Raw genomic sequence first — 13743 nt, forward strand, 5'->3', positions numbered from 1 at the left:
ATAGCGTTATCACCCAATGATACCGGCACCTTACCTCCTTTACCTCGGTCACAGCACCGACTTCGTAGGCATCAAGACCTCGCGCGGCCTCGCCGAATTCCGGCGGCCGGATTGCGTGGGTGAGTTCCGCCACGACGATTCCACCCTCACGCTCGGCCTGCCGCGCATGACCATCGAAGAAGGCGCTGCGGCGGGGGCGAAGACGCTCGTGCTCGGCATCGCCAATTCGGGCGGCGTCATGGGCGGTGACCTGGTCCGTGATGCGATGGCCGCGCTCAATGCGGGCATGAACATCGCCGCCGGTCTCCACCAGCGGCTGCGCGACGTGCCCGAGCTGGCCGCGCTGGCCCGGGAGAAGAACCTGCAGCTGTTCGACGTGCGCGATCCGCCGGCGGATATGAAGGTGGGCAATGGCTATGCCCGCGCCGGCCGCCGCATCCTCACCGTCGGCACCGATTGCTCGGTCGGCAAGATGTACACCACGATCGCCATCGCCGATGCGCTCAAGGCGCGGGGCGAGAAGGCCGATTTCCGCGCGACGGGCCAGACCGGCATCCTGATTGCCGGCTCGGGCGTGCCGATCGACGCTGTCGTCGCCGATTTCATCTCGGGCGGGATCGAGGCGCTGGCGCCCGAGCGCACCGATGGCGGCTGGGACGTGATCGAGGGCCAGGGCTCGCTGTTCCACCCGAGCTTCGCCGGCGTCTCGACCGGCCTGCTCCACGGCGCCCAGCCCGAGGCGCTGATCCTCTGCCACGATCCGAGCCGCAGCCATATGCGCGGCATTCCGGGCCGTGCGCTGCCGGGGCTGAAGGAGTGCCTGGAGGCCAACCTCCAGACTGCGCGCCTGACCAGCCCGAACGTTCGCGCCGTCGGCGTCTGCCTCAACACTTCCCGCATGGAGAAGGTCGAGGCCGAGGCTTTGTGCCGGCGGATCGAGGCCGAGCTTGGACTTCCCTGCACCGATCCGATCGCCTTCGGGGTCGAGGCGATCATCGACGAGTTGCTATGCACCGAAGTCTCGCGGCCCGTCACGACCGCTTCCTCCTGACCAGGCCTTTCCGCATCTCGCGCGGGGTGAAGACCGAGGCCGATATGGTCACGGTCACGATCCGCGCGGGGGCGCTGGAAGGGCGGGGCGAGGGCGTGCCCTATGCCCGATATGGCGAGAGCGTCGAGAGCGCTCTGGAGGCGATCGAGGGCATCCGCCCGGCGATCGAGGCCGGCGCGGGGCGCGAGGAGCTGCTGTCGCTGCTGCCGGCCGGCGCCGCCCGCAATGCAGTGGACTGCGCGCTGTGGGATCTTGAGGCGCGGGAGGCGGGCAGGAGCGTTGCCGAGCTGATCGGTGCGCCCGAGCCGGGGCCGCTGGCCAGCGCGCTCACCATCGTGATCGACACGCCGATGATGATGGGCGTCGCCGCGCGCCGTGCCGCTGCCGCGCCTTTGCTCAAGGTAAAGGTCGATGGGCGCCTGCCCGATGCGCAGATTCGCGCGGTCCGCAACGCCGCGCCCGATTCGAAGCTGATCGTCGACCCCAATGAGAGCTGGGACGCCCGGCTGGTCGAGGCGATGCAGCCGGTGCTGGCGGAGCTGCGGGTTGATCTGCTCGAGCAGCCCGTCTCCGCCGAGATCGATGCCTGCCTCGAGACGTTCCAGCACCGCGTGCCGATCGCTGCGGATGAATCGATCCACACCAGCACGGAGCTGGACCTGGTCGCGCGCCGCTATGAGGTGGTGAACGTCAAGCTCGACAAGTCGGGCGGCCTCACCGAGGGGCTGCGCCTCGCCCAGGCTGCCCGTGCGCGGGGGCTCGGGCTGATGACCGGCTGCATGGTCAGCTCGTCGCTGTCGATCGCCGCGGCGCTGCACATCGCCCGCATGTCCGATTTCGCCGACCTTGACGGTCCCCTCTGGCTCGCCAAGGATCATCCGGGCGGCGTCGAGGATCGGGACGGCACGCTTTATCCGCCCGTCAAAGGATTTTGGGGAACGCCATGAAGGTCGCGCTGCTGCTGGGTATTGCCGCTGTCTCACTGGGAGCCGCCGCCGCGCCGCTCCCGCCGCAGAAGGTGGACCTGCTGATCCGCGGCGGCACCATCTATACGGGCTCGGACGCCCCGTTCGTCGGAGACGTGGCGATCAGTGGCGATCATATCGTTTCGGTGAGCCGGCACGCCACCGTCACTGCGGCGCGGATCATCGAGGCCAAGGGCATGATCGTCGCGCCGGGCTTCATCGATCCGCACACCCATATGGGCGGCGACCTAGCCTCGGATGACCAGGCCAGGCGGCTGGTCCCGGCCTTCCTGATGCAGGGCGTTACCACCGCCTTCATCGGCAATGACGGCGGCGGCGATCCCGATGTCGCCAAGGTGCTCGGCAGCGCGAAGACCAAACCGGTGGGCATCAACTATGCGGCCTGGGTAGGCTTCGGTGCGATCCGCGAGAAAGTGGTGGGCGAGGACAATCGCGCGCCGACGCCGGAGGAGCTGGCGAAGATGAAGGGGCTGGTCGCCTCCGCGATGTGCCAGGGCGCGCTCGGCCTCTCGACTGGTCTGTTCTACGCGCCGCAGAGCTTCGCCAAGACCCAGGAAGTCATCGAGCTGGCCAAGGAAGCCGGCAAGCGCGGCGGCAGCTATGACAGCCATATCCGCGACGAGAGCAGCTACACTGTTGGCCTGATCGCGGCGATCGACGAGGCGATCCGCATCGGCCGCGAGGGCGGGCTGCCCGCGCATATCAGCCATATCAAGGCGCTCGGCGTCGACGTGCAGGGCGACGCGCCGAAGATCATCGCGACGATCAACGCGGCGCGTGCCCGCGGCGAGAAGGTGACGGCGAACCAGTATCCCTGGTCGGCATCGGGCACGAGCCTGGTCGCTTCGCTGGTGCCGCTCTGGGCGCAGGATGGCGGCCGTCCGGCGTTGCTCAAGCGCTTCGACGATCCGTCGCTTGCCGAGAAGATGCATGCCGGCATGGTCGAGAACCTCCGCAAGCGCGGCGGGGCGGACAAGCTGCTGATCGTCGAGGGCAAGTACAAGAACCGCTATCTCGATGCAGTCGCCAAGGAAATGAACCTGGCGCCGGTCGATGCCGCGATCGCGGTGATCCGCATCGGTGATCCCGGCACCGTCTCGTTCAACCAGAGCGAGGCCGATATCGCCGCCTTCATGCAGCAGCCCTGGGTGATGACCGGGTCGGATGCCTCGGGCGGCCATCCGCGCGTCTATGGCTCGTTCGCCCGCAAGTACGACAAGTACGTCAAGACCGACCATGTCATCACGCTGCGCCAGTTCATCGAGCGCAGCTCGTCGCTGACCGCCGACACCTTCGGGCTGGCGGGGCGCGGGCATCTGCGCGGCGGCGCCTATGCCGATGTCGTGGTGTTCGATCCCAGGACCTATGCATCGCGCGCCACTTATGAGCAGCCGGCGCTGCTCGCGGCCGGTGTGCGGACCGTGGTGGTCAACGGCGTGGTCGCGGTCGACAGGGGGGCGATGACCGGCAAGGCGGCCGGACGTTCCATTGCCCACAAGCCGAGCGCGGGGAGCTGCAACTGATGGCCTGGTGGTTCGGCACGGCGCTGTGGAAGCGCGTCCTCGCCTTTCTCGTCCTCGGCGTGGTCTTCGCGCTGGTGCTGCCGCAGGGGGCTCCCTATCTCCAGTTCATCGGCGACCTGTTCGTCCGGGCGATCCGCATGCTGGTCGCGCCGATCGTGCTGGTCACCATCGCCTCGGGCATCACCTCGCTCGCCGATCCGAAGCGGCTGGGGAGCCTGGGCGGGCGGACGGTGGGCATGTTCGCACTGACCACCTTCATCGCCGTCTCGGTCGGCATGCTGGTCGCCGCGATCGTCCAGCCGGGCGTGGGCGCGCCGCTCGGTACGGCCGAGGCACATGTACTCGGCAAGCCGGTTACGCCCTATGAGCAGCTGATCAACATCATCCCCACCAACATCTTCGACGCGTTGGCCAAGGGCGATATGCTGGCGCTGATCTTCACTTCGATCCTGATCGGCTGCGGCACCGTGGTGGCCGGCGAGCCCGGCAAGCCCTTCGCCAATCTGCTGCAATCGACGTCCGCAGTGCTGCTCCGCGTCGTCGGTATCGTCATGGAAGCGACGCCCTTCGGCGTGTTCGCGCTGATCGCCAATGCGGTGGCCGCCAATGGCGCGGCGGTGTTTGTCCATGTCGGCTGGCTGGCGCTGGCGGTGGTGCTCGGCTCGCTGATCCAGATGCTGGTGGTGCACAGCCTGCTGCTGCGCTTCGTCGCGAAACTGCCGCTGCTGCCCTTCTTCCGCGGCATCGTGGATGCGCTGGCAGTGGCCTTCTCCACGGCGTCCAGCGGCGCGACGTTGCCGGTGGCGATGCGCGTCTCCGAGCAGAATCTCGGCATCGGCCGCCCGGTCTTCTCGACCGTGCTGCCGCTTGGCGCGAGCATCGGCAAGGACGGCACGGCGATGTATGTCGGCCTGCTGAGCATGTTCGCGCTCCAGGCATTCGGCGTTCACCTGACCCCGACCGTCTATGTCACCGTGCTGCTGACCGGCGCGCTGGCGGCGTTCGGCACCGCGCCGGTGCCCTCGGCCTCGCTGTTCATGCTGGCGGCGGTGCTGAGCGCGGTGGGCGTCTCGCCGGAACAGACTGCGCTCGTGGTCGGCTTCGTGCTGCCGTTCGACCGGCTGCTCGACATGACCCGCACCGTGCCGAGCGCCTCGGCGAACCTGACCGTCGCGACGCTGGTCGCGCGCTGGGAAGGGGAGCTGGACGAAGAGGTCTATCGCGCGCCCGATATGGCCTGAGCCTTTCATCGTCATTCCCGCGCGGGCGGGGAGGACGGAGGTCCTACACGGGATGCGGGTGCGACCCGTCAAAGTACACGAAGGACAGGCCAAGAGCGGGTCTTCCGGCCCGAAATTTTCCCTGTTTCCTCGGGTATGCGCCGCATCTCGCAACATTGTTGCGTGCGCGTGATCCTATTTTTCCTGCGGGGTCAAAGAGCGGCTGGGGGTAACCCCGGCTGTGGGAGCCGAGCAGGCGAAATCCTACATTGCAAGTTCAGCCCTCTCCCGCAGGCGGGAGAGGGAGATCAGTCCGCCAGCGAAACCTCACGCCCGCCAACCCAGACCCGCTTGACCGCGTACAGGTCCCGGAACGTCACATCCGGCGCGCCGGCGACCAAGACGAGGTCGGCGCGGGCGCCCTTGCGGATCACGCCTTCGTCCTTGCGGCCCATGATCTCGGCGCTGACCTTGGTGCCCGCCTCGATCGCCTCGGCGGGGGTGAAGCCCAGTTCGGTGAGGATGCGCATCTCGCGCAGTGCGCCGAAGCCGGGATAGACGCCCTCGATGCCGGTATCGGTGCCCACACCGATGCGGATCCGGGCGACCTGGAGCCGGCGGATATTCTCGCGCATGATCTCCCAGCGCTTGCTGTCATAGGGAGCGATTGCCTCGCCCTTGGCCAGCCGGGCGGTCTCGCGTGCCTGCTGCTCGGGCGTGAGCAGGGCCAGTTCCTCGGGCGCCAGCACGCGCGCCTCGAGCGGCTCATAGGTCGCGAGCGTCGCGACATAGGCCATGTGGTGCTTCTTCATCAGGCCGATCAGCTCATTGTCGACCAGCGCATCGCCGACGCCGTGGGCCAGCGAGTCCACGCCCGCGCGCGCTGCGATCTTGGCGCCTTCGAGCGTGACGGTGTGGGTCATCACCTTGATGCCCGCCTTGTGCGCATCCGCGACGATCGCCGCCAGGGTCGGCTCGTCGATGCTCGGCTTGTCGGGGCGGGCGGGATCGCCATAGCGCCAGCCATCGGCGAACACCTTCACCATGTCCGGCTTGTAGGGCAGCGCCCTGGCCATTGCCGCATGCGCCTCCTCCGGACTGGTGACCTGGAGCGTGATCGCATTGGTGAACTGGCTCTCGGTGCCATGCCCGTCAGGCACGCCCAATCGCACCGCCAGCGTCAGGCGCGGCGTATCGGCGCGGAGCGCGCGGATGCCGGCCATCATCTCGCCCGAGACAGAGAATTCGTTGATGCTGGTCACGCCCGCGCGCAGGTACGGCGAGTAGAAACGGTGCAGCGACGCGGCGTCGGTAAAGGCCTCGCGCCTTGTGTGGATGTGGAGGTCGTGCAGACCGGGGATCAGCGTCAGCCCGGTCGCGTCGATCACCTCGGTGCCTTCGGGCACGCGCAGCTTCCTGCCGACGCGCACGATCCGGTCACCCTCGATCAGCACGTCGCTCAGCTTCGCCTTGCCGCCGGTGCCGTCGAACACCCGGGCGCCGTGGATCAGCGTCGCGCGCTCCTGCGTCTGTGCCTGGGCAGTGCCCGCTCCGACCAGTGCCGCCGCTGCCATGATCACCCTCATTTCAGATGCGCGTCGAAGAAGGAGATGGTGCGGCCATAGGCGGCGAGCCAGTCTGCATTGCGGAAGAATTCGTGGCGTTCATTGGGGAATACGAGCTCCTCATGCGGGATGCCGCGCGCCGCCAGCTCGCGGGCGAGCAGCAGCGACTGGGCGAAATCGACATTGCGGTCATCGTCGCCGTGCACGAGCAGCACCGGCGAGCGCCAGGTCGCGATCGAACCCATGGGCGAGCTCTCCCATTGCTTCTGGCGCGCCGCGACCTGCGCATCGGGCGAGAGATTGCCATCGACATTGCGCAGCAGGGTGTGGACGCCATGGAAGTCGGCGCCCGCCTTGAACAGGTCACTGTTGCGGGCGAGGGCGAGGGCGGTGAGATAGCCGCCCCAGCTGCCACCCCAGATGCCGATCCTGTCGGCCTCGACATCCTTCTGCGCCGCGAGCCAGCGCCTGCCGGCGAGCACGTCGCGATATTCGGTGGCGCCGTCGCGGGCGATGCCGGGGGCTTCGCGGAACGCCTGGCCATAGCCGGTGCCGCTGCGATAATTGACCGACAGCACGGTATAGCCCTTCGCCGCCAGCACCTGGTTCATCACATAGGCGTTCGAATAATATTGGGCGTGGTGGAAGCCGAGCACCATCTGGCGGCGCGGCCCGCCATGGACGAAGATCAGCGCGGGATGCCTGCCCTTGCCCTGGCCGCGGAACAGCTGGGCATGGACGGTCACGCCGTCCTCGGCCGTGTAGGTCACCGCTTCGGGCGTGATTGCGCCCTTCAGCTCGGCGACCTCGCCCAGCGGCGCCAGCCCCCTTGCGAGGACCGGATGCGCCGTGTGGCTGGCATCGGCCGCGATGCCGGCAAGCTGGCCGCCGCCGAACAGGGGCAAGCTCTCGCTGCCCTTGCCCTGGGTAACCCGCTTGGCCGCGCCACCGCTGGCCGGCACTTGCCAGAAATGGCGGCGATCGGCCTCATCGGCATTGGCGGCGAAGGTGACGACATCGTCGGCGCCGAGGAGGAAGGTCTCGACCTCGAACTTGCCCGGAGTCAGCTCCCTGGGTTCGCCGCCCCTGGCGGCGTCGATCGCATAGACATGGAGGAAGCCGGTGCGTTCCCAGGGAAAGAGCAGCTGGCCGGCCCTGCTCCAGTAGAGATTGTGCTGGCGGGTGCCGTAATAGCGGCCGCCCATGCCTTTCGGCGGGCTCCACAGCGTGCGGGCCTTGCCGGTCGCGGCATCGGCGACGCGGATCGACCAATAGGGGCCGCCATCCGCTGCGGCGCCTGCGGGCGGATCGAGATACTGGATATAGGCGACCTGGCTGCCATCGGGCGACAGCGCCGGCTCGGCCGAATAGCCGAGCGCCGGATCCATGTACGTCAGCTTGCCCGCATCCACATCAAGCAACGCGACGAAGCCGTGGCCATCGCGATTATCGACGAACAGCAGCTTCCTGCCATCGGGCGTCCATTTGAGATCGCTGACTCCACCGCCGACCGCGCCGATCCGCGCCGCCTTGCCGCCGACCCAGACCCAGATCTCGCCGCGCCTGGTAAAGGCGATGCGCTGCCCGTCGGGCGAGAAGGCGGGCATATGGCCTTCGCCGATCGCGACCGGGGATTGGCCGTCCTCGGCGAGGAAGAGCTGCTGGTTTGGCGTGCAGGGCAGCGAGGCGGTGTTGGGGATCTTGCCGTCGGGGAACTCGTCATCGCCGCCGCGCACGAACGCGATGCGCTTGCCGTCCGGGCTGAGCGCCACGTCGTAGAGCATCATGCCGTCATCCTCGGCATAGCCCGTCACCTGGCGCGCCTGCTGGCCGGCATCGGCCACCCAGAGGTTGCGTGCGCCGGCCCGGTTCTCGACCCAGGCGAAGCGCGGCACGTCGCGGGCGCCGGCCATCTGGCTCGCAGTCGGCAAGGCGAGCGCGGCGGCCAGGTCGTTGGTCTGGGCGAGCGCGGGAGCGGCACTTGCGAGCATCGTCGCGCAGGACAGGTTGAGGGCGATCCGGATCATCTTCATTACGCGAACGTGCCGGTGCCATGTTGCCGGTACAATGCTGGCATGCGCGGTGGTTATGCCGGGGCCATGCCTCTGAATGATCGCGGGTTTGCACGCCGCACGGGCGCGGTTACGCTTGCGGCATGAAGCACATCGCACTTGGTCCTGTCGCGCTCGGCATCGCCCTGACGCTCGCCACCCCCGCGCTCGCGCAGCAGACGCTGGAGCAGCGGGTCGCCGCCAAGCTGGCCGAGGCGCCGCAGGGCACCCGCTTCGGGCTGGTGGTGGTGGACGACAGCGGCAAGGAGATCATCGCGATCAACCCGGACGGCCGCTTCATCCCCGCGTCGAATACGAAGGTCTATACGACGGCGGCTGCCTTCGCGAACCTGGCCGACATCAACGCGCCCGATGCGGCGGCCGGTACCGCAGTGCGGTTGCAGGGGCAGGATGTCGTGCTGGAAGGGCGGGGCGACGCGCGGCTGTCGAGCGCAGACGATTGCACCGTCGATTGCCTCGCCACGCTGGCCGATGCGATCGCGGCGAAGACCAAGCATGTCCGCAACATCATCGGCGACGACACGCTATTCCCGGACCAGCGCTGGAGCCCGGGGATGAGCTGGAACAATATCCCGAGCTCGTCGGGCACCGGCATCTCGGCGCTGACGCTCGACGATAACGAGCTGAAGCTCACCGTTGCGCCCGCCAAGGCCGGAGAAGCCGCGAAGGTCGAGCTCTGGCCCTATTTCACGATCGACAACCAGGCGAAGACGGTGCCGGGCGACAAGACCGAGCTGGGCTGGGACCGTGATCCCAACAGCAAGCTGCTCCACATCACCGGCACCATCGGCGCGGACGCCAAGCCGCGGGTGTGGAAGCTGGGGATCGACGATCCGGCTGAGTACGCGGCGTGGCGGCTCAAGGTGCTGCTCGAGGCACGCGGGGTGAAGGTGAAGGGGGCGATTCAATCGCTGCATCGGCGACTGACCCCGCAGGATGATCGTGCGAACCGCACCTTCCCGCCGGTGGAGGTCACGGTGCCCGGCATCCCCGCGCTCGCGCGGCTGACCCCGGCGCCGTTCGCCGAGGACCTCAAGCATATCAACAAGGTCAGCCAGAACCTTCATGCCGAGCTGACCTTGCGTCGGGTCGGCCTGCTCGACGGCGGCAGCGGTTCGATCGCGGACGGGGTCGCGAAGGTCGAGCAGGTGCTGGTCGCCGCAGGCGTGCCGCGTACCGCCTGGGACTTTTCCGACGGATCGGGCATGTCGAGCTATAACCGGGTGAGCCCGCGCGGTTCGGTGCTGCTGCTGCGCTGGGTGGCCGCACAGCCCTGGGGCGCGCAGTTCCGCGACACGCTGCCGATCGCCGGCGTGGACGGCACGCTGTCCCGCCGCTTCAAGGGCACGCCGCTGGAGGGCAGGCTGTTCGCCAAGACCGGAACGCTCAACCAGACCAACGCGCTGGCCGGCTATTTCACCGGGGCGAGCGGGAAGAACTACACCTTCGCCTTCTACGCCAACGACGTGCCGCAGGATGCGAGCGGTACGAAGTATATGGACGACGCGCTGAACCTAGTGGCTTCCGCCAACTGAAAGCCGTCATCCCCGCGAAGGCGGGGATGACGTTTCCTAAGGTTACTTGTTCTTCGCTGCCCAGTCCTCGGCCTGCTTGAGCACGCGGAGCACATTGCCGCTCCAGATCTTCTCGATGTCGGTATCCGAGAAGCCTTCCTTCTTCAGCCGCGCGGTGATCTTCGGCAGCGCGGTGATGTCCTCCATTCCGCGCACGCCGCCGCCGCCGTCCCAGTCGGCGCCGATGCCGACATGGTCGACGCCCATCACGGCGATGCAGTGGAGCAGGCTCTTCATGAACAGCTCGAAATCGGCGCCCTGATAGGGGTTGGTCGCGTCCGCCTTCGCCTTGTCGGCGATCAGCTTCTTCTGCTCCGCATCCGAAAGCGCGTGCCAGTCGTCCTGGCGGTTCGAGATCTTGTTGCGGGCATCGTCATGGTCGCCCTCGACCAGATAGACGCTGTTGACCTGCAGCACGCCGCCCGCCTTGGCGAGCTTGCGCATGCGATCGTCGTCGAGGTTGCGCGGGTGGTTGTAGATCGCCTTGGGGCCCGAGTGCGAGGCGATGATCGGGGTCTTGGACAGCGCCATCGCCTGGTCGAACACGTCGTCCGACGAGTGGCTGACGTCGATCACCATGCCCAGCCGGTTCATCTCGGCGACCCATTGCTTGCCGAGCGGGCTGAGGCCGTTCCACTGCTTGACCTTGTCGGTGGCGCTGTCGCCGAACTGGTTGTTGCGGAAGTGGATCGGGCCGGCCATGCGCACGCCCTGGTCGTAATACCACTTCAGCAGCGTGAGGTCGGTGCCGAGCGGATAGCTGTTCTCGATCGACTGGAAGACGACGCGCTTGCCGGCCTTGGCGATGCGATAGGCATCCTCGGGCGTGGTCGCGAATTCCATCTTGTCGCTGTTCGCGGCCACGACGCGCTGGATCCACATCTCGCGGGTGAGCGCGGCGTCGCGGGCCTTGGCATAGCCTTCGGGGGTGAGCGGGCCCTGGCCGGTGTAGATCACGAAGAAGCCGCCATCGAGGCCGCCCTGCTCCATGCGCGGCAGGTCGATCTGGCTCTTGTCGAAGTCGCGGTCGTGCCACTCGTCGAACTTCCAGCCGGGATGCTCGAACAGTTCGGGGGTGTCGAGATGGGTGTCGAGCACCAGCATCTGCTGATGCGCCAGCCGGTCGGCGGGGGTGGGGGTGTCGCTATCGGGCCCGGACAGGGCGATGGCGAGAGCGAGGAGCGAGATCATAGGGCCTCCCAGGCAGTGATGACGGCATCCCCCGTCGCGGGGCGCAGCACGAAGATGCCGCTGTCGAAATGGCGCGTCGGGTGGACGCGGTTGGTGAGCAGGGTCCAGGCGAGGCCGCGGTCGAAGTCGATCCACAGGCCGGTGCCGGTGAAGCCGGTGTGGCCGATGGTCTCGTCGGAGCAGGCCTGGCCGCCCGACCAGCCGGGAAACTTGCGCTCCCAGCCGCAGGTGCGGTGCGAATATTGCGGGGTGCGGATCGCCTCTAGCATCCTATCGGAGAAGCTGCCGCCCAGCACGCCCTGGGCGAAGTCGAGCACGCCGGCGGCGGTGCCGAACAGCCCGGCATGGCCGGTCTGCCCGCCCATCGCCGCGCAATTCTCGTCATGCACCTCGCCCTTGAGCACGCGGTTCCGCCACATGCAGCGCTCGGTCGCCACGGCGGGGCCGGGGGGCGGGCCGTAGCCGAGGCCCGGCCCCAGCGGCCATTCGCCCAGGGGTTTGCCGGTCACCCGCTCGATCGCGATGCCGAGCAGCAGGAAGTTGATGTCCGAATAGACCGGCTCGGCGATATGCTTCCACTCGCGCTGGAGCACGAAGGCGCGGAGGCGGTCCGGATCGTCGCCATAGGTGTAGATCGGCTCGACGGCGGGGAAGAGCGTGCGGTGCGCCAGGCAGTCGCGGAACGTCAGCGTGCGCTCATAGGCGCCGGCGACGTCGTACTGGCGGAGGTCCGGGATCACGCTGGTCAGCGGGGCGTCGAGATCGATCCGGCCCTCGTCGGCGAGGCGGAGGATCATCGTCGTGGTCGCCACCACCTTGGAGACCGAGGCGAGGTCGAACCAGTGGTCGAGCGTCAGCGGCTCGGGCTCGGGGACGAGGGCTGCCATGCCGGTATGCGTCACCCAGCGCCGCCCGTCCGCCGCGACCACGCCGAGCGTCGCGCCCGGGATGCGGCCCGAGGCGACGGCCTCGGCGGCGGGTGCGAAAGCGCGCTCGATCATGCCGCGGCGCCTGCGGGCGTGTCGTCCGGGCGCGGCTTCGCCTTCACGATGAAGGGCAGGAACACGAGCGCGCCGAGGCTCATCGCGCCGGCCATGATGAAGAAGCCATCATAGCCGATCGCCTTCTGGAACACGCCCGACAGGCCCGCGAGCAGCCTGGGGATCAGGAAGGCGAGGCCGGAGAACAGCGCGTACTGCGCGCTGGGGAAGCGCGGGTTCACCAGCAGCGAGAGATAGACGACGAACACCGCGCCTTCGAAGCCGTGGCCGAACTGGTCGATCGCCATGGCGAGATACAGGTCGAAATCGCCGGCGGTCACCTGCACGCCGAACAGCGAGAACCACACCGGCCCGCCCGGCGACTGATAGGCCAGCCAGGCGAAGATCCAGTTGGACAGCGCCGACATCACCGCACCGATCACCAGTGCCCAGCCCATCGGCGCCTTGGCGGCGAGGATGCCGCCCATCGTCACGCCGAGCATGCCGGCGATCAGCGCGACGAAGCCGTCGGCGACGCTGATCTGCTCGAGCCCGTAGCCGAGATGGTTGAACATCGGGTGGGAGAGGGCGTTCGCCATCACGTCGCCGGTGCGATAGACCGAGATGAACAGCAGGATCGGGATCACCACGATCCCGTAGCGCCACGCGACATCGACATAGGGGCCGACCGCGGCCGAGCGGCGCAGCGGCGCATCCCAGGGCAGCTTCTTCAGCCAGGGCACCGCGGTGCCGAGGATGATGAACGGCAGCAGGCAGATCGCGAACACCCAGTAGCTCACCACGCCGGGATTGCGGATCCCGCCCGACCCGATCGCGGAGAGCAGCGCCCAGCCGAGCGCGCCGACCACCAGGACGCTTGCCACCATCGCCGCAAGGCTGGCGAGGATGCCGGTGACCAGCGCCACCGGGCGGCCGCCGCCGCCTTCCGCCTCGGGCCGCATCGCGGCGAGGATCGGGAAGGGCACGAAGGCCAGCACCGCGACCGAGAGATAGGCGATCGTCCAGTCGAACTTCGCCGCCATGAAGATGGCGCCGCCGCTGGCGATCACCATCGAGGCGCGATAGCCCCATTGGTTCGCGGCGACGAGCGGGCCCTGCTCCTCGGCATTGGGCGCCAGTTCGACGCGCCAGCCATCGGCAGCGATCTCCAGCGTGCTGGTCCAGAAGGCGAGCAGCACGGCGAACAGCGCGGTGAGCGGGAGGTTGGTGTCCGAGGCGGTGAACGCCATGCCCACGGTCGAGGCGAATATGGCGAGCTGGGAGAGCATGATCCAGCCGCGGCGCTTGCCGAAGAAGCGGCCGAAGCCGGGCACGTCGTACTTCTCGAGCAGCGGTGCCCAGGCGAACTTGATCGTCGACATCAGCGAGACCCAGGCGAAGAAGCCGATGATCACGATGTCGACGCCGTGCCGCGCAAGCCGCAGCGAAAGCGTGGCGCTGAACAGGTAGAAGGGCAGGCCGGCGGCAAAGCCGAGCAGCAGGTACAGGCCCATGCGCCCCCAGCCGGGGCGGACCGCTGCCGCAGCGGGACTCGGCGCCTCAGTCACGCGGCACCGGGCA

10 protein-coding genes are annotated in these 13743 nt (G+C 68.0%); 5 read left to right on the forward strand and 5 right to left on the reverse strand.

The genetic code is table 11. The annotated features are described in order from the left end of the window. Positions 1 to 16 precede the first annotated feature (16 nt). From dgcN to AC1RJ5_RS20045, 4 genes are read left to right on the forward strand one after another with little or no spacing between them, the layout of a single operon-like run. On the forward strand, positions 17 to 1051 hold the full coding sequence (gene dgcN / locus AC1RJ5_RS20030) for an N-acetyltransferase DgcN (protein WP_269576197.1): 1035 nt from the start codon (positions 17 to 19) through the stop codon (positions 1049 to 1051). Next, positions 1009 to 1998 (forward strand): N-acetyl-D-Glu racemase DgcA, encoded by a 990-nt coding sequence (gene dgcA / locus AC1RJ5_RS20035; protein WP_342250464.1) that lies wholly within the window; start codon positions 1009 to 1011, stop codon positions 1996 to 1998. The genes dgcN and dgcA overlap by 43 nt, the downstream gene beginning before the upstream one ends. Continuing rightward, positions 1995 to 3560 (forward strand): N-acyl-D-amino-acid deacylase family protein, encoded by a 1566-nt coding sequence (locus AC1RJ5_RS20040; RefSeq protein ID WP_493115318.1) that lies wholly within the window; start codon positions 1995 to 1997, stop codon positions 3558 to 3560. The genes dgcA and AC1RJ5_RS20040 overlap by 4 nt, the downstream gene beginning before the upstream one ends. Then, positions 3560 to 4801 (forward strand): dicarboxylate/amino acid:cation symporter, encoded by a 1242-nt coding sequence (locus tag AC1RJ5_RS20045; protein WP_493115320.1) that lies wholly within the window; start codon positions 3560 to 3562, stop codon positions 4799 to 4801. Before AC1RJ5_RS20040 ends, AC1RJ5_RS20045 begins: the two co-directional genes overlap by 1 nt. A gap of 287 nt (positions 4802 to 5088) precedes the next feature. Here the strand turns inward: AC1RJ5_RS20045 and AC1RJ5_RS20050 are convergent, their stop codons facing one another. Further along, positions 5089 to 6354: an amidohydrolase family protein gene (locus tag AC1RJ5_RS20050; protein WP_493115322.1), complete on the reverse strand. Its 1266-nt coding sequence runs from the start codon at positions 6352 to 6354 to the stop codon at positions 5089 to 5091. Positions 6355 to 6362: 8 nt separating this feature from the next. Further along, positions 6363 to 8378: a S9 family peptidase gene (locus AC1RJ5_RS20055; protein WP_493115324.1), complete on the reverse strand. Its 2016-nt coding sequence runs from the start codon at positions 8376 to 8378 to the stop codon at positions 6363 to 6365. A 122-nt stretch (positions 8379 to 8500) separates the two neighbouring features. Here AC1RJ5_RS20055 and dacB point away from each other — a divergent pair, with 122 nt between their 5' ends. After that, positions 8501 to 9952 carry a D-alanyl-D-alanine carboxypeptidase/D-alanyl-D-alanine endopeptidase gene (gene dacB, locus AC1RJ5_RS20060; protein ID WP_342250459.1) on the forward strand — a complete coding sequence of 484 codons (1452 nt, stop codon included), beginning with the start codon at positions 8501 to 8503 and terminating at the stop codon, positions 9950 to 9952. Between the two features lie 42 nt (positions 9953 to 9994). Here the strand turns inward: dacB and AC1RJ5_RS20065 are convergent, their stop codons facing one another. Genes AC1RJ5_RS20065 through AC1RJ5_RS20075 form a run of 3 tightly spaced genes read right to left on the reverse strand, consistent with a single transcriptional unit; the run spans position 9995 to position 13730 of the window. After that, positions 9995 to 11182, reverse strand: coding sequence for a dipeptidase (locus AC1RJ5_RS20065; protein WP_493115326.1), 1188 nt, complete (start codon positions 11180 to 11182; stop codon positions 9995 to 9997). After that, positions 11179 to 12183 (reverse strand): serine hydrolase domain-containing protein, encoded by a 1005-nt coding sequence (locus tag AC1RJ5_RS20070; protein WP_493115328.1) that lies wholly within the window; start codon positions 12181 to 12183, stop codon positions 11179 to 11181. The genes AC1RJ5_RS20065 and AC1RJ5_RS20070 overlap by 4 nt, the downstream gene beginning before the upstream one ends. Beyond that, the gene (locus AC1RJ5_RS20075) at positions 12180 to 13730 is read right to left on the reverse strand and encodes an MFS transporter (RefSeq protein WP_493115330.1); all 1551 of its coding nucleotides are present in this window, start codon (positions 13728 to 13730) and stop codon (positions 12180 to 12182) included. Before AC1RJ5_RS20075 ends, AC1RJ5_RS20070 begins: the two co-directional genes overlap by 4 nt. Between the last annotated feature and the right edge of the window lie 13 nt (positions 13731 to 13743).

Source organism: Sphingomonas sp. GW822-FHT03G08, from assembly GCF_058801135.1.

Bases quoted from the DNA above. Each gene is read 5' to 3' on its own strand.
- dgcN (WP_269576197.1), top strand. From the start codon at position 17: ATGATACCGGCACCTTACCTCCTTTACCTCGGTCACAGCACCGACTTC.
- dgcA (WP_342250464.1), top strand. From the start codon at position 1,009: ATGCACCGAAGTCTCGCGGCCCGTCACGACCGCTTCCTCCTGACCAGG.
- AC1RJ5_RS20040 (WP_493115318.1), top strand. From the start codon at position 1,995: ATGAAGGTCGCGCTGCTGCTGGGTATTGCCGCTGTCTCACTGGGAGCC.
- AC1RJ5_RS20045 (WP_493115320.1), top strand. From the start codon at position 3,560: ATGGCCTGGTGGTTCGGCACGGCGCTGTGGAAGCGCGTCCTCGCCTTT.
- AC1RJ5_RS20050 (WP_493115322.1), bottom strand. From the start codon at position 6,354: ATGGCAGCGGCGGCACTGGTCGGAGCGGGCACTGCCCAGGCACAGACG.
- AC1RJ5_RS20055 (WP_493115324.1), bottom strand. From the start codon at position 8,378: ATGAAGATGATCCGGATCGCCCTCAACCTGTCCTGCGCGACGATGCTC.
- dacB (WP_342250459.1), top strand. From the start codon at position 8,501: ATGAAGCACATCGCACTTGGTCCTGTCGCGCTCGGCATCGCCCTGACG.
- AC1RJ5_RS20065 (WP_493115326.1), bottom strand. From the start codon at position 11,182: ATGATCTCGCTCCTCGCTCTCGCCATCGCCCTGTCCGGGCCCGATAGC.
- AC1RJ5_RS20070 (WP_493115328.1), bottom strand. From the start codon at position 12,183: ATGATCGAGCGCGCTTTCGCACCCGCCGCCGAGGCCGTCGCCTCGGGC.